This window comes from Streptococcus pyogenes, assembly GCF_002055535.1.
In the GTDB taxonomy this organism is placed as follows: Bacteria; Bacillota; Bacilli; order Lactobacillales; family Streptococcaceae; genus Streptococcus; species Streptococcus pyogenes.
In genome coordinates this window covers 599085-621677 of the sequence record NZ_LN831034.1, presented here as the reverse complement: position 1 = coordinate 621677, position 22593 = coordinate 599085, and the positions used below count along the sequence as shown (strand labels likewise).

The 22593-nt window shown below is 36.8% G+C and carries 21 protein-coding genes and 1 riboswitch; all 21 genes read right to left on the bottom strand.

The window, feature by feature from the left end; genetic code table 11:
- Window positions 1-44 precede the first annotated feature (44 nt).
- The 21 genes from B6D67_RS03355 to sagB all read right to left on the bottom strand — a co-directional run bounded on the left by B6D67_RS03355 (window position 45) and on the right by sagB (window position 22544).
- A complete protein-coding gene (locus B6D67_RS03355) occupies window positions 45-269 on the bottom strand; it encodes a DUF1146 family protein (protein WP_002985230.1) in 225 nt (74 codons plus the stop codon).
- Between the two features lie 298 nt (window positions 270-567).
- Window positions 568-984 (bottom strand): F0F1 ATP synthase subunit epsilon, encoded by a 417-nt coding sequence (locus B6D67_RS03350; protein WP_003050138.1) that lies wholly within the window; start codon window positions 982-984, stop codon window positions 568-570.
- A 12-nt stretch (window positions 985-996) separates the two neighbouring features.
- Window positions 997-2403, bottom strand: a complete 1407-nt coding sequence (atpD, locus tag B6D67_RS03345) for a F0F1 ATP synthase subunit beta (RefSeq protein WP_010922119.1) — start codon at window positions 2401-2403, stop codon at window positions 997-999.
- Between the two features lie 161 nt (window positions 2404-2564).
- Complete coding sequence (locus B6D67_RS03340) at window positions 2565-3440, bottom strand: F0F1 ATP synthase subunit gamma (RefSeq protein WP_002985236.1); 876 nt, start codon at window positions 3438-3440, stop codon at window positions 2565-2567.
- Between the two features lie 15 nt (window positions 3441-3455).
- The gene (atpA, locus tag B6D67_RS03335; RefSeq protein WP_002985238.1) at window positions 3456-4964 is read right to left on the bottom strand and encodes a F0F1 ATP synthase subunit alpha; all 1509 of its coding nucleotides are present in this window, start codon (window positions 4962-4964) and stop codon (window positions 3456-3458) included.
- A 15-nt stretch (window positions 4965-4979) separates the two neighbouring features.
- Window positions 4980-5516 carry a F0F1 ATP synthase subunit delta gene (locus B6D67_RS03330; RefSeq protein ID WP_010922118.1) on the bottom strand — a complete coding sequence of 179 codons (537 nt, stop codon included), beginning with the start codon at window positions 5514-5516 and terminating at the stop codon, window positions 4980-4982.
- Window positions 5516-6010, bottom strand: coding sequence for a F0F1 ATP synthase subunit B (gene atpF / locus B6D67_RS03325; RefSeq protein ID WP_010922117.1), 495 nt, complete (start codon window positions 6008-6010; stop codon window positions 5516-5518). The genes B6D67_RS03330 and atpF overlap by 1 nt, the downstream gene beginning before the upstream one ends.
- A 17-nt stretch (window positions 6011-6027) precedes the next feature.
- Window positions 6028-6744 carry a F0F1 ATP synthase subunit A gene (gene atpB / locus B6D67_RS03320; protein WP_003050130.1) on the bottom strand — a complete coding sequence of 239 codons (717 nt, stop codon included), beginning with the start codon at window positions 6742-6744 and terminating at the stop codon, window positions 6028-6030.
- 34 nt (window positions 6745-6778) lie between these two features.
- Window positions 6779-6976, bottom strand: coding sequence for a F0F1 ATP synthase subunit C (locus B6D67_RS03315; RefSeq protein WP_002985249.1), 198 nt, complete (start codon window positions 6974-6976; stop codon window positions 6779-6781).
- Between the two features lie 392 nt (window positions 6977-7368).
- A complete protein-coding gene (locus tag B6D67_RS03310; RefSeq protein ID WP_010922116.1) occupies window positions 7369-8391 on the bottom strand; it encodes a diacylglycerol kinase family lipid kinase in 1023 nt (340 codons plus the stop codon).
- A gap of 13 nt (window positions 8392-8404) precedes the next feature.
- Window positions 8405-10363, bottom strand: coding sequence for an NAD-dependent DNA ligase LigA (gene ligA / locus B6D67_RS03305; protein WP_010922115.1), 1959 nt, complete (start codon window positions 10361-10363; stop codon window positions 8405-8407).
- Window positions 10364-10556: 193 nt separating this feature from the next.
- The gene (locus tag B6D67_RS03300; protein ID WP_002985256.1) at window positions 10557-11057 is read right to left on the bottom strand and encodes a QueT transporter family protein; all 501 of its coding nucleotides are present in this window, start codon (window positions 11055-11057) and stop codon (window positions 10557-10559) included.
- Window positions 11055-11170: riboswitch (PreQ1 riboswitch) on the bottom strand. Its footprint overlaps the gene before it by 3 nt.
- Window positions 11171-11334: 164 nt before the next feature.
- Window positions 11335-14067: an endonuclease/exonuclease/phosphatase family protein gene (locus B6D67_RS03295; RefSeq protein ID WP_010922113.1), complete on the bottom strand. Its 2733-nt coding sequence runs from the start codon at window positions 14065-14067 to the stop codon at window positions 11335-11337.
- A gap of 570 nt (window positions 14068-14637) precedes the next feature.
- Window positions 14638-15756: an ABC transporter permease gene (locus tag B6D67_RS03285; RefSeq protein WP_010922112.1), complete on the bottom strand. Its 1119-nt coding sequence runs from the start codon at window positions 15754-15756 to the stop codon at window positions 14638-14640.
- Complete coding sequence (locus tag B6D67_RS03280) at window positions 15753-16880, bottom strand: SagG family ABC transporter permease subunit (RefSeq protein WP_010922111.1); 1128 nt, start codon at window positions 16878-16880, stop codon at window positions 15753-15755. Before B6D67_RS03280 ends, B6D67_RS03285 begins: the two co-directional genes overlap by 4 nt.
- Window positions 16881-16888: 8 nt before the next feature.
- Entirely contained in the window at window positions 16889-17812 is a 924-nt protein-coding gene (locus B6D67_RS03275) for an ABC transporter ATP-binding protein (RefSeq protein ID WP_002990429.1), read from the bottom strand.
- 22 nt (window positions 17813-17834) lie between these two features.
- Window positions 17835-18518 (bottom strand): SagF family protein, encoded by a 684-nt coding sequence (locus B6D67_RS03270; protein ID WP_010922110.1) that lies wholly within the window; start codon window positions 18516-18518, stop codon window positions 17835-17837.
- A complete protein-coding gene (locus tag B6D67_RS03265) occupies window positions 18515-19186 on the bottom strand; it encodes a CPBP family intramembrane glutamic endopeptidase (protein WP_002985272.1) in 672 nt (223 codons plus the stop codon). The genes B6D67_RS03270 and B6D67_RS03265 overlap by 4 nt, the downstream gene beginning before the upstream one ends.
- Window positions 19161-20519, bottom strand: coding sequence for a YcaO-like family protein (locus B6D67_RS03260; RefSeq protein WP_029713999.1), 1359 nt, complete (start codon window positions 20517-20519; stop codon window positions 19161-19163). Before B6D67_RS03260 ends, B6D67_RS03265 begins: the two co-directional genes overlap by 26 nt.
- 19 nt (window positions 20520-20538) lie before the next feature.
- On the bottom strand, window positions 20539-21597 hold the full coding sequence (locus B6D67_RS03255; protein WP_010922109.1) for a streptolysin associated protein SagC: 1059 nt from the start codon (window positions 21595-21597) through the stop codon (window positions 20539-20541).
- Window positions 21594-22544, bottom strand: a complete 951-nt coding sequence (gene sagB, locus B6D67_RS03250; RefSeq protein ID WP_010922108.1) for a streptolysin S biosynthesis dehydrogenase SagB — start codon at window positions 22542-22544, stop codon at window positions 21594-21596. Before sagB ends, B6D67_RS03255 begins: the two co-directional genes overlap by 4 nt.
- Between the last annotated feature and the right edge of the window lie 49 nt (window positions 22545-22593).

The following is a 22593-nucleotide window of genomic DNA, read 5'->3' as shown; positions in this document are numbered from 1 at the left end:
TCTTAGTCGTAGTAAAATTATACCATACTTCTTTTATTCCAGTATTAGCGGAACTCAAAAAAGAGCGTCTGGCTAATTTGAAGCAATTCCAGCATACAATGGCTCACCAAATACCCTAGGGCAGTAGCTAATAAAAAGACAAAAAGTCGTAGCCGGCCAAGATTTTCTGGATGATAATGACTAAATTTTGTCCAGTCAATCACACTAATCAATAATTGGTAACTAAGGCCAATAAAAAATAAATGACACGAAAAGGCAATGATCTTCATTAATAATTCCATAGGATTATTATAACATACCATCTTGATCCGTCCAACTTATCAATTAAGTTGACATCTTCTCTGACTAAGTTGATAGCCTAAAAATATATTAAGCGTCATTACTGAGTTTCTACTAACAACGTGGATACAAAAAAGAGTTCCCCCATATAACTCCTCTCAACAATAATAACGTGTTTAGAGAAGGTAGTATGGTCAAACTCTCAGAAACTGATGTTAAAAAGAATCAGTAAACAAAATAATAGGTTAAAAACCTTTCTTACTTATCCTTGTCTTTTATCAACACCACTTATTTTTTACTAACGTTGATACGATTCAAAGCGCGGCGCAAGGCAACCTTGGCACGACGAACCTCATCAATATTATGGGTTGTTTCAGCCTGTGCAATTTCACGTTCTGCTCTTAGTTTTGCTCGCTCTGCTCGGCTGACATCGATATCACGGTCACGTTCTGCAGAATCAGCGACAATGGTAACCACATTATCCTTGATTTCAATAATACCACCATTGATTGCAATCCAGTCCACTTTTTCATCTTCACCACCTCGGCGAATTTTCATTTCATGAACTTGCAAAGGTGCAATCAAATTGATGTGATTAGGTAAAATCCCCATTTCCCCATCTGGTGTTGTTACCGAAATAAATTTAGCATGGTGATCATATTTGATTCCATCTGGCGTTACCACTTGAACAGTCATTTGTGTCATGGCATCACCTCATTAAAAGCCCATTTTTTCGGCTTTTTTAATCACATCCTCGATTGGACCAACTGAACGGAAGGCATCTTCTGGAAGTTCATCGTATTTTCCTTCAAGAATTTCTTTAAAGCCGCGAACTGTATCAGCAACTGGCACGTAAGAACCAGGAAGACCTGTAAATTGTTCAGCAACATTAAAGTTTTGTGATAAGAAGAACTGGATACGACGCGCACGTCCAACCAATGTTTTTTCTTCATCTGATAATTCATCCATCCCCAAAATAGCGATGATGTCTTGTAATTCACGGTAGCGCTGAAGTACACGTTGAACCTCTGTTGCCACAGCATAGTGCTCTTCACCAACAATTTCAGGTGATAAGGCCCGTGAACTTGAAGCCAATGGGTCAACCGCAGGGTAAATACCCATTTGAGTCAATTTACGCTCAAGGTTAGTTGTTGAATCCAAGTGAGCAAATGCAGTTGCTGGCGCTGGGTCAGTATAGTCATCGGCTGGCACATAAATCGCTTGGATAGAAGTAACAGATCCTTTTTGAGTTGACGTAATACGTTCTTGCAATTGTCCCATTTCAGTAGCAAGGGTCGGTTGGTAACCAACAGCAGAAGGCATACGGCCTAAGAGGGCTGATACTTCTGAACCTGCCTGAGTGAAACGGAAGATATTATCAATAAAGAGCAAAACATCTTGGCCTTCTACATCACGGAAATACTCAGCAATGGTTAAACCAGTAAGGGCTACACGCATACGTGCCCCAGGCGGCTCATTCATTTGACCAAAAACCATGGCAGTTTTCTCAATAACGCCTGATTCTTTCATTTCCCAGTAAAGGTCATTTCCTTCACGTGTTCGCTCACCAACACCGGTAAATACTGAAATACCTCCGTGTTCTTGGGCGATATTGTGGATTAATTCTTGGATAAGGACAGTCTTACCAACTCCGGCACCACCGAAAAGTCCAACTTTACCACCTTTAAGGTAAGGGGCAAGAAGGTCAATTACCTTGATACCAGTTTCAAGAATTTCTGATGATGTTGATAATTCATCAAACGATGGTGCTTTTTTATGGATCGGCTGACGGTCAACGTCTTCTGCAAATGGTTCTTCCAAGTCAATGGTTTCTCCAAGTACATTAAAGACGCGTCCCAAAGTTTCTTTACCTACTGGTACGCTAATCGCACGACCAGTGTCAAGAACTTCTAACCCACGTGTAAGCCCATCAGTTGATTCCATAGCGATTGTTCGCACCATACCGTCACCAAGTTCCAGAGCAACTTCAAGGACGATTTTTTGCTTTTTATCACTATCTTTATAAACAATCAATGCATTATTAATCTCTGGAAGTTTGTCCCCGCTAGCAAACATAACGTCTACTACTGGACCAACAACCTGAGCAATTTTGCCTGAGCTCATTCATTTCTCCTTATATTCGATAGTCAGGGCTTAGTTAGTCTTGCTAACTTCTTTTATACTGAAAAGAGCAGTCTTTCAATAGAAAAGTCCCATAAGTCATTTTATCTCGATTGATAAAATTGAATGCTGACAATAACCTAATCGCTAGTCAGCGTTATTTTTTATTCTAGTGCATTTGCTCCTGCAACAATTTCAGTAATTTCTTGTGTAATTGCTGCTTGACGAGCTCGGTTATATTGGATGGTCAAATCGTTAATGACATTCTTAGCGTTATCAGTTGCTGTCTGCATGGCAGTCATACCTGCTGCATGTTCAGCCGTTTTAGCATCAATGATAGCCCCATAAATTAAACTTTCTGTGAATTGAGGTAACAATTGATCTAAAATATCATGACGATTAGGTTCCAATTCAAACCCAGTAACACCTTCTTCTGCTGCTTCATCAGCAACCAAGTCAGAAATTGGCAACATCTGTTGAACACGGACTTGGCTGGTTAAGCTATTCACATGGTGATTGTAACAGACATATAACTCATCAAAAATCTCATTGACAAACATGTCAACGGATTGTGAAATGATTTGTCTCACTTGTTCAAAACTTGGTTGATCCGCAAGTCCACGAAGTTCAAAAGCCACATTCATCCCTCTTGCTTTGAAGAAGTCTGAACCAACACTACCAATAGAAATGATTTCATAGTCACCATCAGCATGGTACTCTGTAATCATATCCATAACAGATTTCAAGATTTTTGAATTGTAACCTCCAACAAGTCCTTTATCAGACGTGATGACAATATAGCCTGTTTTTTTGACAGGACGAGACACCAACATCGGATTATCAGATCCTATGGTTAATTCTGATTTCAATAAATCTGTAGTAATCTGGCGAATTTTTGAGGCGTAAATTTGAAAATCACGAGCTGCTTGCTCAGATTTAACAAGTTTTGCAGAAGAAACCATACGCATGGCACTAGTGATTTTACTTGTTTTCTCAGTTGAAATAATTTTAGCTTTAATTTCACTTAGAGAGCCTGCCATACTAGTATCCTCCCTCTATGACTTAAAGTTTGAGTGTTCTTTAAACGCTTTAATAGCGGCATCAAGGGCAGCTTCTTCAGGAAGGTCTTTTGTGGTACGGATAGTTTCAAATAAATCATTGTAATGAACGTCAAAGTAGTCGTAAAGAGCTTCTTCAAAAGCCAAAATATCATCTACAGGAACATCATCTAAGAAACCATGAGTAAGGGCATAAAGAATAACGACTTGCTTTTCAACAGGTAACGGTTTATGCAATGGTTGCTTCAAGATTTCAACCGTACGGCGACCACGATTAAGTTTTGCTTGTGTTGCAGCATCAAGGTCCGAACCAAATTGGGTAAAGGCTTCTAATTCACGATAGGAAGCCAAATCCAAACGAAGAGTACCAGCAACCTTTTTCATCGCTTTAATTTGAGCGGAACCACCTACACGTGAGACAGATGATCCTGCATCAATCGCTGGACGAATTCCTGAATTAAAGAGGTTCTCTTGCAAGAAGATTTGTCCGTCTGTAATCGAAATAACGTTAGTCGCAATATATGCAGAGATATCTCCGGCCTGTGTTTCGATAAATGGTAGAGCTGTGATAGAACCTCCACCTAAGTCATCAGAAACTTTTGCAGAGCGTTCCAAAAGACGGCTATGCAAGTAGAAAACATCCCCTGGGTAAGCCTCACGACCTGGTGGACGACGAAGCAAGAGAGACAATTCACGATAAGCCACCGCTTGTTTTGATAAATCATCATAGACAATCAAGACATGCTTGCCTTGGTACATAAATTCTTCAGCCATGGCAACACCCGCATAAGGAGCGATAAAGAGCAATGGTGATGGTTGTGAGGCTGACGCTGTCACAACAATAGTATAATCCAAGGCACCGTAACGGCGAAGGGTTTCAACTTGTGTACGAACGGTTGATTCTTTTTGACCAATAGCCACATAGATACAAATCATGTCTTGACCTTTTTGGTTCAAAATCGCATCAATAGCTACGGATGTTTTTCCTGTTTGACGGTCTCCGATAATCAACTCACGTTGCCCACGACCAATTGGAACCAAAGCATCAATTGCTTTTAATCCAGTTTGTAAGGGTTCAGAAACGGATTTACGCTGCATAACACCAGGAGCTGGCGTTTCTACTGGTCTAAAGCCAGTTGTTTCAATATCTCCCAAGCCATCAACTGGTTGTCCAAGTGGGTTTACCACACGTCCAATGAGAGCTTCACCAACTGGTACTTCCATGATTTTACCGGTGCGCTTAACCACATCTCCTTCACGGATTGCTGAAAAATCACCAAGAATAATAATACCCACATCATTTGACTCAAGGTTTTGAGCCATCCCGTAGGCACCATTTTCAAATTCAAGAAGTTCACCACTCATGGCATTATCTAATCCACGGGCACGTGCAATACCGTCACCAATATAGGTAACGATCCCAGTTTCTGTGACATCGAAATTTGGCTGGAAGTTCTCAATTTGCTTTTTAATTAAAGCGCTAATTTCTTGTGCATTAATTGCCAAAAGTCACACCACTTTCTATTTTAAATTCATTTTAAATGCTTGCAATTGACGACGAATACTGGTATCAATTACTTTATTATTGACGCTGATAATAAATCCTCCAATAAGCGAAGGATCTACTTTTTCAATTAAACGACCCGCTGTTACAGCAAATTTCTTTGCAACAACTGCTCGAACACGGCTTTTTTGCTCCTCAGTCAAAGGTAGTGATGAGGTAACAGTCACATCATACTGATTTGAAACTATTGCAATTTCATTTAAAACAGCCTGAAGCATTTGATACAAATAAGCTTCACGTTCGTTTTGTAAAATGAGATTCAAGAAATTATTCATATAAACAGAATTATTTCCCTTTAATAAGGTTAGCAATTTTATTTTTTCAGCATGCGGAACAGCTTGACTTGATAGACTTTGATCAAGATTAGTTGTTACAAACGTCTCTAAAATCGCAAGCACATCAGCTTGTAAGGCATCAAGAGAATGATGTTCACTCGCCACCTCAACAAGGCTTTTTGCATATTGCTCGATAAGAGCCTGTTCTTTTTTGGTCATTAAGCTTCTCCTAAGTCATCAAGATAACTGTCAATAAGCTGGCTTTGCGCCGTCTTATCAAGATTGGCTCCCATAATTTTTTCCGCTAAAAGAACCGTTAAATCAGACATTTCTGTTTTGACTGCTGAAATAGCGTCTGATTTGCTTTGTTCAATATCTGTCAACGCTTTTTCTTTCAAGCGTTTTGCTTCATCAGTAGCTTCTGCCACCAATTTATCACCTTGTAATTGACCAATTTCTTTGGCATCACTAATGATTTTACTTGCTTGTAAACGACTAGCATCTAGGTTAGCTTGACTTTTTGCCTCTAACTGTTGAGCACTTAGACGTGATTGCTCAGCCTGATCAATATCTCGAGAGATTTGTTGTGAGCGTGTCTGTAAAATCGATTCAATCGCACCCCAAGCGAATTTTTTGATCAAGAGTAACAAGACGATTACAGAACCTGTTACTAGAATAAAATTCCCAACGAGTTCACCAAATGTGATTGACATTCGTTTGTTCTCCTTCCTTATTCTTCTGATTCATTGACTTTCTTTCCTAGATAGGTCGCTGTCAGTTTTGTGAAAACGAAAGCCTGTATGCAGGAAATAAAGACTGAAAAGGCTGTCCACGCCATATTGACTAGGAAAGCAATCGGCCACCAATAAACTCGATAATTGGCCAGTTGAACAATCAAACCTGTAACAACTTCCCCGGCAAAGATATTACCGAATAACCTAATGGCAAGTGATAAGAAATTTGTGAACTCTTCTAATAAATTCATCGGAGTCATTGGCCACGGTGTAGCCAAACGTTTCAAATGGGCAACCAAGCCACGCCGTCTAACCCCTTCAATGTGTACCATTAAGGTAATAAAAAGAGATAGAGCAAGGTCAAAAGCCAGATTGGCTGTTGGCGAGGTCCATAGGTTATAGCCATTAACTGTCTCTAACTTAGTAAATAACCCTAAATTATTAGCGACAGCCACAAAGAGAAAAATGGTAAAGAGTAACAGCGAATAAGATTTTTGTAGATTATGATCTAAGTGCTCTTCTCCAATACCATCCACAAAACTGATTAAATATTCTAAAGCAGTTTGCTTCCCTTCTGGTTTCAATTTCATTTGGCGACTTGCCCAAAAAACAAAGGCAAAGACAATCGCAATTGTGACAATACAAACAGCAAGTAGGGTCAAATTAAAGGTTATTGGACCAAGCTTCAGCATAGGTATTTTAGCTTCTTCCATCTAACACCCTCCTTTTCTATTATAAAATAGGCTGTTATTTAAGAATGAAGGCCATAACAAGGGTAACGAAGAAAGTACCTTCGATAAAGGCAACACCCAAGATCATTAATGAACGTAATTGACCAATGATTTCTGGTTGGCGAGAAGCTGCTTTGAAAAGATTTGCCATCAAGAAACCTTCAGCAAGAGAAACACCAAAACAGGCCAAAGCCAATGCGAAAATAGGATTCATAGTAGAATACTCCTTAAAATTTTTTTTACTTTGCTATTCTATTCCTTAAAATTAAGAATGTCAACAGATTTCTTTAGTCTGGGTACGCTTTCTTAGACTAATACTAACCTTTTTGATAAACGAGTCTGTCTTTGTTAAGATCTTTTTAAAAATAGAATTACACTCTTATTATAACAAAAAGGCAACAAGATTCCAAAAAGGGTATAATAACACCCCTAAAACATGGCATTTTCTTGCATATGATCAAAAAAGAGAGACCTCAAATAGGCCCCTCATATGAATAAATTGACTCTTTGAGCGCATCAAAAAACACTACCTCAATTGATTTAAAAATCTTAGATTCTAGATAGTAGTGCATTTGACTAAACTGTCAGTAGCTAATAACTATTGTATTATTCTTCTAATTCTTGTCCTAAGTCTTCTACTTCATGAGCAAATTTCTTTACGATTTCCTCAATTTCCAATTCGTCCTGATCTAAGACTAAAGCGTCATCAGAAATCAAATCAGTATCTGCAAAAAAAGTGATATGATTTTTTAGGTTCTCTAATGTAATTGGAGCATCTCCTCCGTACTCGCCATCTAAATTAATCATCATTCGCTTACCACATTGGGGTTCAATGACTATTTTACTGGTCTTAATGTATTCGACACGGCGATCTGTAATATGCTTACCACCATCCAAAATCAAACGCAAAAGATGTACAATTTCAAAAAGATTTGCTGTCTTTATTAAAATGAGCGTAAACATACCGTCATCTAGTTTTGCATCAGGAGCAATCATTTCAAATCCCCCAACAGAATTGGTAATAGCTGCAAAAATCATAGAAACTTGACCTTCAAAGACGCCTTTGTCATGCGTAATTTTAACAGGCACATTGCTAACTCTTGGGAGCAGTTCTACTCCTTTAGCAAGATAAGCCAAGTATCCAAACATCGTTTTTAACTGACTTGGTACACTGTAAGTTAATTCCGTCAAACTTCCTGCTGCAGCAATATTGATGAAATAAGTATCTTTCTTAGCTCTACCAATATCCATCTGGATAGTCTGATTTTTTCCGATAAGTTTTGCTGCTTGGCTCGGATTTCCTCTTGGTACTTTTAATGCTCTAGCAAAATCATTAGTGGTACCTGTTGGAATAATGGCCATTTTAGGGCGCTTTTTCAAGGGAGCAATTCCATTGACCACTTCGTTAATAGTGCCATCACCTCCAGCAGCAATCAATAAGTCAAAACCTGCCTTTGCCGCTCTTCTTGCTTCATTTAGAGCAGAGTTCTTTTGGGCTGTTGTTTGAAAGGCAGATGTTTCATACCCGAACCCTTCTAATATGTCTAAAACTTCAGGAACACTTTTTCTCATAAGTTCTTGTCCTGACGTTGGATTATAAATGAGACGTGCTCTCAATTGTTTTTTCATAACATTACCTCACTTAAAGCTGGCGTAGCCAATCTTCATCTTCAATCCGAATTCCTAAGCTCTTTGCTTTTTCTAGCTTAGAACCAGCGTCACTACCTGCAATAACTAAATCTGTTTTCTTAGATACACTTCCAGTAACTTTGGCACCTAATGCCTCTAATTTATCTTTGGCCTCATTTCGGTTCAGCTGATTTAATTTGCCAGTTAAAACAACAGTTAGACCAAAAAGCGCTGCGTCACTATTAACTTTTTGACCTGAGTAATGCATGTTGACACCTGCTGTCTTTAACTCGTCTACTAAAATCGCAGCCGTTTTTTGTTCAAAGTATTGAGTAAGTGATTGAGCAATCGTTGAGCCAAGACCATCTATCCTTGCGATTTCCTCTTCTTTAGCGGTTAAAAGAGCAGAAATATCTCCGTATACCTCTAAAATTAAGCGACTAACCTTAGAGCCAATATGACGAATTCCTAGACCAAATAACAGTTTTTCAGCTGAATTTGATTTAGAAGCCTCAATCGCAGCGAGCAATTTATCAGCTGACTTTTCTTTGATGCCATCTAATTGCATGAAATCTTCTTTGGTCAACTGGTAAATATCAGCAACATCATGAACAAACCCCGCTAAAAATAGTTTTTCCACAATAGCTGGTCCCAGCCCAGTAATGTTCATGGCATCACGACTTGCAAAATGCTCCAAACTTCGCTGAATCAAACTAGGACACAACGGATTAATACAACGCAAAGCAACCTCATCTTCAAAATGAACTAATTCACTACCACAAGATGGGCATAGTTTAGGAATAAGCATGACTTCTTGCTGGTTCCGCTTACTCATAACGACATTTAAGACAGCAGGAATAATGTCCCCTGCCTTATATACAATCACTGTATCGCCAATACGGATATCTTTTTCGGCAATATAATCCACATTATGTAGGGTTGCACGACTCACGGTTGTCCCCGCTAGTTGCACAGGAGTTAGATTCGCTGTAGGTGTGACCACGCCTGTTCGTCCCACTGTCCAGTCAACCGAAAGGATTTCTGCCTCTTTTTCTTCTGCTGGAAATTTGTAAGCAATGGCCCAGCGTGGAGCTTTAACCGTAAACCCTAGCTCTTCTTGCATGGCTAGGCTATTAACTTTAATAACAACGCCATCTATGTCATAAGCTAATTGATCTCTTTTTGCCTCAATAGTTTTGATAAAATCCCAAATCTCATCCATAGACGATGTGAGTTGATAATACGGATTTACTGAAAAACCTAGATCTGCTAATTCTGCTAAGACCTCATTTTGTTGATTTCTAGCTGTCGGACTAGCTTCTTGATACAAAAAAGTGGCTAGTTGACGCTTAGCAACCACTGACGTATCTAGCTGCCTTAGTGTCCCAGCGGCAGCATTTCTAGGATTAGCAAATTCAGTCTCCCCATTTTCTTGGCGTGCTTCATTGATCGCTTTAAAGGACTGACGAGACATGTAAGCCTCTCCTCGAACGGTGATGGTTAAAGGCTCACTCAATTGGTAAGGAATATCCTTTATTTTTTTGATATTTTCTGTGATATTTTCACCGATATTGCCATCACCCCGTGTTGCTCCAACCTGTAAGAAGCCATTCTCATAACTCAAGGAAATAGATAAACCATCAATTTTTAACTCTGCTAGATAGGTGGCATTCGGAAATTCGGCCTTGACGCGCTTATCAAAAGCATCCAGCTCCTCACGTGAAAAAGCATCCTGCAAACTAAAAAGCGGATACTGATGTCGATATTTTTCAAACCCCTTTAAAATAGTCCCTCCAACCTGCTGCGTTGGGCTATCTTGCAAGACATACTCGGGATATGACTGCTCTAAAGTCACCAGTTCACGATAAAGCTTATCATAGTCACTGTCAGAAACTGATGGGGCATCTTTAGTATAATAGTCATAACGGTAACGGTTAAGAAGATCTGTTAATTCTTTTATGCGTTTTTTCATACTTTTATTTTATCATAAAAGATAACAAATGAGCTATTTCTATATCATAACAACATCAAAAGTAATCGTTGGCCACTCCATATGGTACTATTAGCTAAAGTGTTAAATATTTCTATCTAGAACGATTTTAACATTACAAACAACATAAAAAAGAGAAGGGTATTGACCCAACTCTTTTGAGTATGATGCATTACTAAAAGGAAATTCTTTGAGACAACTTATCAATAATAAGTGATCCTATGAGCAGAGATACTAATTCTCCTAACGCAGTTGTAAACCATGTTAATAAAAATGGTGCTCCAAAGAAGTAAAGTTCGATTGCTACAGTAAACATGGAAGTTGCAAAAAAGAAAGAAAAGTAAACAAAAGCTTTATTAAAAATACCATTAAAAAGATAATCTTTTTGATACTTACTAAACAAAATAACACCTAAGGTCACAAAAATAAGAGTTGAACCGCCGCCTACAAAGACATCAATCAGTCCGAAACTATAAAAGTTAGCAATCATACATCCAAGAGTCACCGCAATAATATACTTGCGATGATAAAAAGCTAAGAAATTCATCATTTCAGATATTCTAAATTGATACATCCCATAAGAAATCGCATTTAAAGGCGGGGTAATAGTTAAGACAACATACAAGGCAGCTACTAGCCCAATGTGAACATAGTCGTGTACAGTCAATTTTGTCATTTTTTCTCCTTTAACGTCTGGATAACTCTCAAAAGCTATCTACGTTTCTAATATGCTTGGTGAAAGGGAACTAAGCACCAAGGGTTGCAAAGCAACGGTTACATTGTACCATAAAACAATTAGCTTGACAAAAGTCTTTAGCAAGTAAAGCTGTCTTATTGTTATCTTCTTTTGTTATCAATCTTAGTTTTTATATAGTCATCCATTTTAGCTTAAGATCTAACGTAAGTATATCAAACCTTTAACGACTCTTTATGAACTGCAATTCTTCAAATCGCTATGATTCCTTTTTGCCTTTAGTCAATAATAAAATAGGCACTAATAAACTAGCCGTTCCTAGTAGCGTTATCACATAAACAAGACTATCTCCTGTTTTTGGCAACAGTTTTCCTTTTGAAGTTTTTTTAGCTTTTACACTTTGTTTAGAAGACTCTGCCTTATCATTTTCTTTGGAAAATGATAATTGAAGTAACAATGGATCATGATCTGATGCGCGTCCGTGAGCTTCCATAAATGGGGAATTCACATGAACCATGTCAAATTCGTAGTGATCAAGTAAATGGCGTGAAACTAATATATTATCAAGGGTCTGATTATTGCCTTGGTGAAAATAAGAATACCGATCTGAAATATCATGTCGGCTCACCAAGTTAACCATGTCACCTTCTTCGATTAATTGAATCGTCTTTGTGAATTCAAAATCATTAAAGTCACCTAGCATCACAATATTAGCTTGGTGTTTTGCCCCTTCTTTCGCAAATTGTGCTAGCATATTAGCCAAGACGTGACGTCTTTGCTCAGATTTAAAAGTGACTGGTTGCACACAACCATAAAGAGCATTATCCCCACGCTTAGAGTTCAAATGATTTGCAACAACAACGACTTTACGACCTTGGAAGATAAATTCTGCTGCTAGTGATTTACGAACATCTTTCCAAGCGGCGTTAGTTGGATCAATTCGACCAACACTAAGGTTTAATTCTCCATTAACCCAAGTTAGAGCATCACGAGCACCGCCTTTTGGCTTATCAGAAAGGCTGACGCGCTCTGGTTGATAAAGGAATCCTGTTCGAATATTACCACCTGGTTGACCTCCGTCAACATTATTTTCTGGAGCAATATCAACATAACGATAAGTTGGGCCACCTAGTTTTTTAATAGCATCAATGAGGCGTTGCGCGCTTTGTGTCGCATCCGTTGTCCCATCATCAGTCGGCCCATTATTATCTTGGACTTCAATTAATCCAATAATGTCTGGAGCATTCAGATCATGAATAAAGGATTCGGCAATCCGTTTGACCTTCTCATCTTTAGTTGAAGAAGGATTGGCTGAGAAGTTTTCAATATTGTAAGAAGCAATGCTTAACTTGCTAAGGTCTTTTTGCAAGTTTGTTTTTTCAGGTTTTAGATGACCATCCATTAAACTTGGCATGTTTTTGCTGTCATCAACAAAGACCTTGTAATTACCATAGCTATAAGATACTGGCCCAGCTAATCTTCCTTTGTAAGAGTCTCCTGCTTTAATAATTTGTTTGCCTTTTTTGAAAAGAACAGGAATCACATCTGTGTTATAAGAATTAGCTGGAAGTAATACTCCACCTGAATTATTTAACGGTCTTGTACTAGAGCCAGGTAAGACATAAATTTCTTTATTTTTCATTGGACCAAGGATTTTAGCATCATCAACCGCCACTAACATGCCTTCCATTGATTCCCAATAATCAATAGCGTCTTCTTCTGGATCAAACACACGCAAGCCATCATTATCAATAATATTGGCTGGCGCGATACGATCTTTCCCTAAAACAAGCGGTGATGGAACTTGAGCTGTCCCTGTTTTGGTCACTGCTTTAGCCACAATTTGGGTGATGGTAAGGTCAGTCTGCTTACGTTCCTCATAACCACGACCAAAGAATTCTTCCACTTCACCTGAAATGGTCAAAACATCGCCGACTTGAACCTTAGCGTTTTTAGCAAAAACACGAATACCATCTGAAGTCGCTAAATCACCATCACCATTAAGATCTTGAACATAAAAATGAGTGGAATCGTCTAAATAAGTGACAACAACCTGTTCTACGGTGACCGCTTTTTTGAGAAGTGGCGACGTATGACTAGCTCCTTGAATCTCGCCTATTTTCACAATATTACGAGATGAAGCATCACTATTTGAGCTTGTGACCTTTTTAACCACTTCCAATTGTTCAAGAGAAAACGGTCTTAATTGTAATTGACCATCAACAATAGACAATATGGCTGTGAGGTTAATCAAATCACCCTGACTTATTTTAGTAACAACATCAGCCCCTTTAACCCCTGTACGATGATCTATATGAACAACTATACTTTTACCACTATCATCCCTTACAAGGAAAGATGTGTTGTTATATTGATCAGTTGATAATTCTCCAACTGTCACGTGAGATAACTTAACTAATGTTGAGGGTGTTGTTGTTTCTAATTCTGATATTACTGCTTCTTTAACAGAAGTCGGAAAAGATAACTCTAACTTTTTGTGTGCAGTCACCTGTTGGAGTTGTAAATCACCTTTAAAGCGAGTAAGTGTACCTGTTAATTGAACAATATCTCCCTTACTGTATCCTAAATCTTTTTGAGGATAAACATAAAGTCCAATACCTTCACTATCTTGAATATAAAAGCCATAGCCTCCCCAGCCATTGATCACACTCGTAATCTTGCCAGTAACAGTATAGGGTCTTTCTTCAGGCCCCTTTCTTACTTGAGCAATAGACTGTTCAGTAGTTACTTTTACTCCTTTATCAGGTGTTGGCAAAGGTGTTTTTCTCTCACCAAAATCCACACTTGCTAGGTAAGGTGATATGACGGGAAAATTCGATTTATCACTAATAACAGATTCTCTCTTTGGCCTTTGTGTTACGATTTCATTGGCATAAGTCAAATTTTGGCGTGAAGTAACTTCTTCAACACTAGTAAGCGTAATAGCTAGTGTCAACAATGAAACAGGTATTATACATTTCTTGTTAATCATGATATCTCCTTTTAATGTGATTAGTTTAAGACAACAACAAGATTTTATTTTTGAATATTAACCTCCACCTGAGACTATGAATTGGGATACACTTTCTGTTTGCATTAATTATACTATCAAGTAACACGATTAGATCTTTTCTTTTAATCTGTTAAGTCACCCAATTAAAGACTTGTTTGATCTGACATAACATCACAAGCACCCCTGATAGCGAACAAGACAGCTTTATAGCATTCGATACATGCTTATTGTAACAAAAACATCCCATAAAATAAATACGTTTTCAAAACTTTTTTTAATAACATTAGTTTTTATGTTTATTGAAAACGTTTTTTAAAATACTTTGACAACCCATTTATCAACAAAAACGAACTTTATAGAGGGGTCGCTTTTGATAATATGCTCTCTAAAAAACACAGTAACAACAGTAACATCGCAATCACTTTTAACAAAAGATAAGTGCACTAGAGAAAATATAAGCAAAAAGCAACCCTTTTATTGCATATAAGCCAATAAAAGGGCTACCTGGTAGTTAGCTAATTAGGAAAGTATTTTTTAACAAAAGACTAATTATAGTTTGGTAGGTTTTAATAATAAACTTGAAAAACTAATCAAAGCTAGTGCTGTTCCCATTAGAGCTAACAAGTATGGCCAAGCCTGAGATAAGGTCCCTCCACTTTGAAAAATAGCTATGGCTGATAAAACCCAATTTTGTGGTAATAACTTACCAATTGCTTGCATATAAGAAGGCGTAATAGACAATGGCCATAAACAGCCAGCCAACATTGAAGTCGGCATTACAATAAGATTAGCTAACTGGCTACTTTGTTGGGAATTTTGTGTGATAGCTCCAATCAGCAGGCCAAAGCCTATCGCTAATAAACTAAAAAGGAAAAAAATAATCAAAAGAAGTGATGTCGGAACAAAAAAACTAATATTAAATACTTTTAACAAACTCAGCATAATGACAATTTGAATCGTAAAAGCAACAAATCCTACACAGACGTAACTCAACATATAGCGAAAACGAGATAAGTTCGATAACATTAATCGATGGTATAACTGACTAGATTTATCTGCCAAAATACCACTGTAAATCACGCTCGTACTACCTAACATTAGAATAAGCAAAAATCCTGTCGTTGTGGAAGATACTGCTTTGCTACGTGATCGGTCTGTCAAAGTTACTTGCTTAACATCATAATTTAACTGTTGGTTTTTTTGGAGAATTCTATTAAAAGTATCTTCGTTACCTAGAGCCACATCCCCTATAATATTATAATTTTCCAATAGATAATTGGTCTGTGCCTTTACCCACTCTGTAATTTCGCTATTAGCAATCGAACGTATATTGAGTTTTTGAGATTTTCCTTGCAACACTTTATCTGAGAACCCTTTGTCAATAGTCAATACCGCTTCTAGAGATTTATCTTGAAGGTAGTGATCAATATGCTCTTTTTTGATTTTGGTAAAAATGTCGTACTTTTTGTTTTGCTTTAGTTGAGCAATAAATTGTTTAGATATCTGACTATTATCTTTATCTAATATCCCAATTTTAGCTTGATTATTATTTGAAAAACTCAAAGATAAAGCCAAAAGTGTCGTTAAAATAGGCATTAAAAAGAATGTCACATAACTTGTTTTTTTGCGCTTTATCTTAACAAATAGAGTTTTTATAAAACAAATCATGTCGTCACCTGCTTTCTCATACCTATCAATGCCAATATTATAAAAATTGTTCCGATACTAATATTAACGATCAAAGTTACAGGAATCGGATTATATTGACCACCAAAAATAAGATAGAACAAACTATCATTAACCCATTTAATAGGAGATATATTCGACAATTGATTAATAATAGAGCTGTGTAATGTTGTCAATGGAACGTAACTGCCTCCTAAAAAGGCGAATATAGGAATAATAGTATTGGATGCAACCGTTAAAAAAGCCTCATTTTTAATGCTTATACCTAGCCCGATACCTATAGCTACAGAGAGATAGACTAAGGAGGCTGTTATACCAATAAGCATCCACTCATTAGTGCCCCAATTAACTCGTAAAACAAACCTTGTAAAAATGTATAAAAGACTCAATTGAACAGTTGTTGCTAACATAGCACCTATTAATTTCCCAAAGACCAAAAAACTTGGAGAAACTCCTGTTAAGTGAATACGATTTGTAATCCGTTGTTGACGATCTGACAAAACAAGGTTCATCGCAGACATCATACTATAAAAAGTAATCATGGTAAACATGGAAATAGCATAATAATCAGCTGATGTCATTCCTTTACTTGTCTGTATTGAACTGACCTTAACATAGTCCACACTTCGCTTTCTGATATGATTTAATTGTTGAGGATAAAGAGCTGCTATCGAGTCATAAGTTTTAGCATTATCAACATAATTTTTTACTAGCATATTGATCAAATCTGCATTTTGCTGATTAATATTATTAGTAATAACCTTAATGGTCTGATTCTTCTTCACTTCTAAAACAGCCGTTAAGGCTCCTTCACTGACCCTTTGTCGATCTTTTTCAAGAGAATTACTAGGTTTAGTCTCTAAATGAAGTTTTTGGTTTAAAACTTTTAAAAAAGCAAGAAAATTTTTCTGGTAATCCGTTTTTTCACCCTCTAATTGGTAACGAATGGTCAATTTAGGGACTGTTGTCGCAGTATTAAAACTTGATTTAAAGGCAAAACTTAAAATAACGATCATCAAAATTGGAAAAATCACCATCATCAATAAGGCTGTTCGGTTTCTAAAAATCTGTAAACTTTCTTTTTTGATTAAATGAAATAAAACCATAGTAACCTCTAATCTCGTAACTTCTTACCTGTTAAGTGTAAGAAAATTTCTTCTAAATTCAAATGGTTATGTCTAATCTCGCTAAAAGTAATATTGGCCTGTGTGAGCTGATGAACAACTGATGTCATATCACTATTATCAATCTTCAACATGAGTTTTTCTCCATCTTCTATCAAAGACCAATCAGGCTTATCTGCCAGTTCCAAATGACGTGAATCTGTTAGAGTTACAATAATCTGGTTTGCTAGATTTGCAACGTAACGTTTTTCCAGTTCAAATTTAGGTCCTTCTTCAATAACTTGACCATGATCCATAATAAAAATATAATCACAAAGAGCCTCTACTTCTTCCATATAATGGGTCGTATAAATAACTGTAGCACCTTCTTTGTTTAGCAAACGAATCGACTCTAAAATATGATTACGTGATTGAGGATCAATCCCTACAGTCGGTTCGTCAAAAATGATTAATTTAGGTGAATGAACTAGCGCACAAGCGATATTTAACCGTCTCTTCATTCCTCCTGAGAATTGACTTGGAAACTGCTTAGCTTGGGAGTGTAGCCCCACAAATTCTAAACTTTTTAGAACTTGTTTTTTAAGCTGAGCTCCCTTTAAGCCATAAAGTGACCCAAATAGTTCTACATTTTCATAAGCAGTTAGGTCTGGATAAACAGCAATGTCTTGAGGAACATAACCTATCTGCGAACTTATTTTTCGAATAGTCTTTTGGGATTGCCCTAAAACAGTAATTTTACCGGAACTCAAAGGGATCAAGCCTAAGATAAGATTAATCAAGGTAGACTTACCAGCACCATTTGGTCCTAACAAACCATAAATATTACCTGCTTCAATAGACAAGGAAACATCATTGACAGCTTTCTTGCCGTTTTTGTAGGACTTGACAACATTTGTTAATTGTACAAAACTCATATATCACTCCTTTTTAATATTGCTAATACTCTTTGCAACTAATCATCAAATAAGTCACCGTTAATATCATCGCACCTACTAGCCAACCATATAATAAAGTTGCCGTAACTGCCCATAGTCCAACTATAGTGAAAAGACAAAAAGCTAATAGTACATTTAACCAACCTGAATAGCGACAAGCCTTGACTATCCCATAACCTAAAATAAGCGTTGCTAAACTTGTTAGCGACTGTTCTCCTAATAATATAAGCAAGCCCAAATAAAAGAGACTGTCTACTAGAATAACTGTGCCTAGTAAAAGTATACTTAAGACTGGTTTATCTTGTCTAAAAGGCAGCCAAGTTATTTTTTTAAAGAGCAATCGACTGTCTTTCTGGAGCAAAACATCAAAGATAAGAATTAAAACTAAAAGCGTCATCTCTATGATGGCCATAAGATATAACACTAAATAACAAAGAATCTGCCAATGCCAGCTAGTTTGTGTCAAAAAGGTCAGAACCTCTCCTAGATTAATAGTAGCTGAGTAAAAGAATAAAACAAGTATAATAACGACAAATTGAAACAGACTCAGTAAGACATCTAAAAAATCTTGATAGGATAAGGCCACTAACCATTGAAGATGCCATCTAGCCAAACAACGTCTTCGATAACTGGTCAACCAAAGAGTAGTTAGACCTAAAAACGACAGCAAAACCAATAGCATCATGTCACCTCCTTCTTCTTTTTTGTTTGAAGATGGCTAAGACACTCAACTAGCAAGTTACCTCCTACATGCATTATCACAACCAACCACAATTGACTAGTCAGCATGTAAATACTACCATAAATGATGCCTGTTACCAACTTAGCATAAAAAATGGATTTCCCCATCAATAAGTGATTTAAAGCATAGCAAAAACTAGTTACAATTAAAACAATAATTGTTGGTAAATGCCATTGAAAAGCTAATATATTAAACCACAAAAAACGATAAATCGTCTCTTCAAATAAAGCTAGTAATAAAGGATAGCCAATCTTAGACCAATCATTTGTCGTTCCTACAAACGAGAAAGTTGCAGGAAGCCATTGCTTTTTTTGCCAACAACGTAAACCATGTAAGAAAACGAGTTCAATCAGTACTATCAAGACGCAAAATACAAGTCCCATAAAGAACGTCTTACTATCAATACTTTCAAGAGACAAGGTTATTTGAGGTGACAAAACATAAATACTTACCAAAGCCAAAATGTCATAAATCAGAGTTGCTCTTAGAAAACCAATTAAATTAAATGCATAACCACTATCTTCCTTTCCAAAAATAGCTTGCATAGGAATTGAAGGACAAAAAGTTACCAACAAAAAACAAAGATTAAGGCATTGGATGGACAAAGGCATTTGTTACACCTCCAAACTGTCTCATTCGTGGATGATTAGCAAAAGGAAATGCTGGTATACACATTTCAAGAAGTTCTGGCATCAGAACTCGCGTGACGTACCAGCCTTTTTCTAGAGCTTCAGGAGGTGTAATATCTAAAAAGACAGCATTAGGACTGACTTTCTTAGCATAAGCTAATAAAGTCTTCAAATCTTCTTTTTTATCTTTACCAGAATGATCTTCCAAATCACTTAACAGAACTTCTCCTGAAATCAAAGGTTCAAAGGCCTTCCATTTATGGTCTTGGTCCTTGGGATGTGCATAATAGAAGACATTACTATCTAAATCTAAAAACAAAGGTTCTTCGCATTCAATATTTGCAAGGGAAGCTTTTTGATATAAAAGATTATAGTAGTAACTATAGCTAATAGCTGAAGCTTCCATGATCCCTCTTAGCAAAGCATGTTTAGGATCTAACCCAGCCTGCACTCCAAACAAGAGGTAAGGCCCTTCATCATATTTATTTTTGAGAATGATTCCAAACGTATAAAGAGGATTATCTTCTCCTACAGTCATATCAATAGGAATAATGTCGTATAGACTGTCTTTTCCCAGTCTAGCTTCTTCTAAAATCACTTCAATATCAGGATCATCAACAATAATCTTGGGGCAAGGCTTCTTAGTATACCAGCTAAGCATCATTGAATCGATCTGGATGTATTCAATCAAACTGTTGCACATAGCCGCTTCTAACGTTTTGTGAGAAGCTGTTCCCGTAGAAAATCCTGGTATTATCCGTCTTTCTCCTACAGTCTCATTTGTTTTATACCCAACATAAAGCATTTGAGCTGGAACATACATCTCTGCGTCCTCAAAGAACATGGGACATTTAACCCAGCCCAATACATCGTTCTCAGTTACCATTTTATCGCACATCATCATTTGCAAGTCACAAGATAATGCGATCTGTTCTTGGGTAAACACTTGCAAGTATTCTAAAGGCATCACTTTATGTAACAGTTTTAACTCATTATAAGAAGCATAGACAATCCGATCTGATAGTAAGTCTCCGGCAATTACAGTAGCATAGCGTTCAATACTTTCTCCTAAATACTTGATAAGTGCTTCTTCATAGTAACTGCCGTAACCAATAATGTGATAACTAACTTGACTCAACTCACCTATAAATTGTTTATGATAATCTGGCATTTGGCCAGTAATACTTTTTAAGTAAACATCGTGAGGATGGTTGCAAACTGGAACTTGAGATTGATTTAAGATACCTGTTCGATTGCCACTTAAACTTTTTAATTCATCAAAAATATGATTAAAAGAAGGATAATAGTATAACATAATAGATTCTCCTTATAGGTTACTCGTCAAGGAGTTTTTTAACAATCTCACGTGTTGATATCTGCTGATCCTCATACTTTAATTTTGCCAAAGCTCCTTGTGTCTGTGAATTAGACATTTTCAAAATATCTTGGACCTGAATCTCAAGCGTCGGTAAGTAAATGCTTAATAAACGTCCCTCAAATTTAGAACTACCTGTTTGAGCAATAATGAAAGCTTCGCTAACGACTAAATTCATTAAAACATTTAACAATGGTAAATAGGCCTGGCTCACATCTTGTGTGGCTGGTAAAACCTGATTAGCAAAATGTTGATAGAGAGTTGAGTCTTGTAAACGTGCCAAAACTCTTCTTTCTAAGCTATCAAAGTCAGCACTATGGGGAGGATTCAAAGTACAAGTGTGCAAGAATGGTCCATCTACAAAACCAATCACTAATTGTTTTTTCATAGCTACGCTAACTTCATTCAAGTGTCGCAACATCATAATATTCAAGCGTTCTTGACAAATAATAATACTTTGGTAATCGCACAAGGCATCTGATAAACAATTCATGTTACGGCGATGCTCCAAAGCATCTAAACGCGAACTAACATCTGTCTGCTGAATTAACATTTTTAAGTCATCACTAGCCACTTGCAATTGTAAATGCAGTTGTTCAGCTAGCAACTCAGCAGATTCATTAACATAAGTCGAATCACTGATAAACAAAACAGGATCATTGCTTACCATATGACCTGCTTGCGCCATAAAACGGAAATTACCCATTAAAATTTTCATGACATTTTCTTCAAGATTGTAGTCATCCTCAAGCATCAGCATATCATTGTAATACAAGCCTGAAATGACTTCCATTAAATTAGCGAACGTCTCAGGTTCTAAAGTATTTTCATAAGTTTCAGTATCAATGGCTACTCCCTTAACCAACTGTGAAACTATTTCTTGATAAACTATCTTTAAATTTTGAGGTTCTTGTGTCAAATCTAGAATGGCTTCATTAAAGTCCCAGATTCCTTTTCTAAAACAAAATGTATCTTGAAATGTCACGACACGAACATTACTATTAAGTTGATATTTCATTGAGACTCCTTAGTTCCTACGAGTGTCATGTGAATCACATGCTCTCCTAGCCCATCTAAATCTAATAATTCTTGGAGATATTCCTTATTATAACCACCAATATCAATACTTCCATAAGTTAAGGCAGTTGCAGTCAATTGAATATTCTGGGCTATTTCTCCTGATTCAATAAAAGCATAGGCAGTCGCCTGATTCCCATATTTACGTGTATTTTTCATGTAATGGTAGACATAAATAATAATAATATTACAATTTTCAGCATTAATAGCACCGTATTCCGCAAAATCTCTAACGTTTTCCTCAGAGCTATGCCGATAACACCTTAGTGCATGCTGATAGGGTAGATATTCATAGAAACCATCTATTAATTTACTGATGTTTCTAGCATAAAAAACTAAATGAATAGGGTATAAACCTCCACCTGAAGCACAGTTTCTGAGTGTAATCTTATCTGATGCTCCATCTCTAATTGATGCTTGTGAACTAACACCACATGCATAATAAAGAATGTTTGATAAATCTTGAAGAGGCATTTGTCTATCTGAAAATTGACGATGACTTCTTCGTTTTATAATACATGTCGACAGAGCAGTTGATATCTTGGTAGGTTTTGGTAAACGAATTATCTTTTCCTGACTTTCATAAACGTAACTACTTGAAAAATTAGCAACGGCAGAATCTGTAAAAAAGTCGACAATACTAGCTTGGAAGCCTAAATAATTATTATTAGCTTTATAGTTCATCAAAAAATGTTGACTAAGATTATCGGTTGCATTAGGCATTAAATGTTGAGCAACTAGCTGCTTTGACGTTTTTAGCACCGTTTGATGATGGTAATCCGATAAGGACAAGTGGTTTGTATTAAATTCAAACAATTGCCTTGCTTTTTCAACAGTTATTGGCGGACAATTCTCTTTAGGTTGTTGTTCCTTTGTAAAAAATGACATAACTATCTTTCCTATCTCATTTTACTAAACATATAGTAATTAGCAGGTA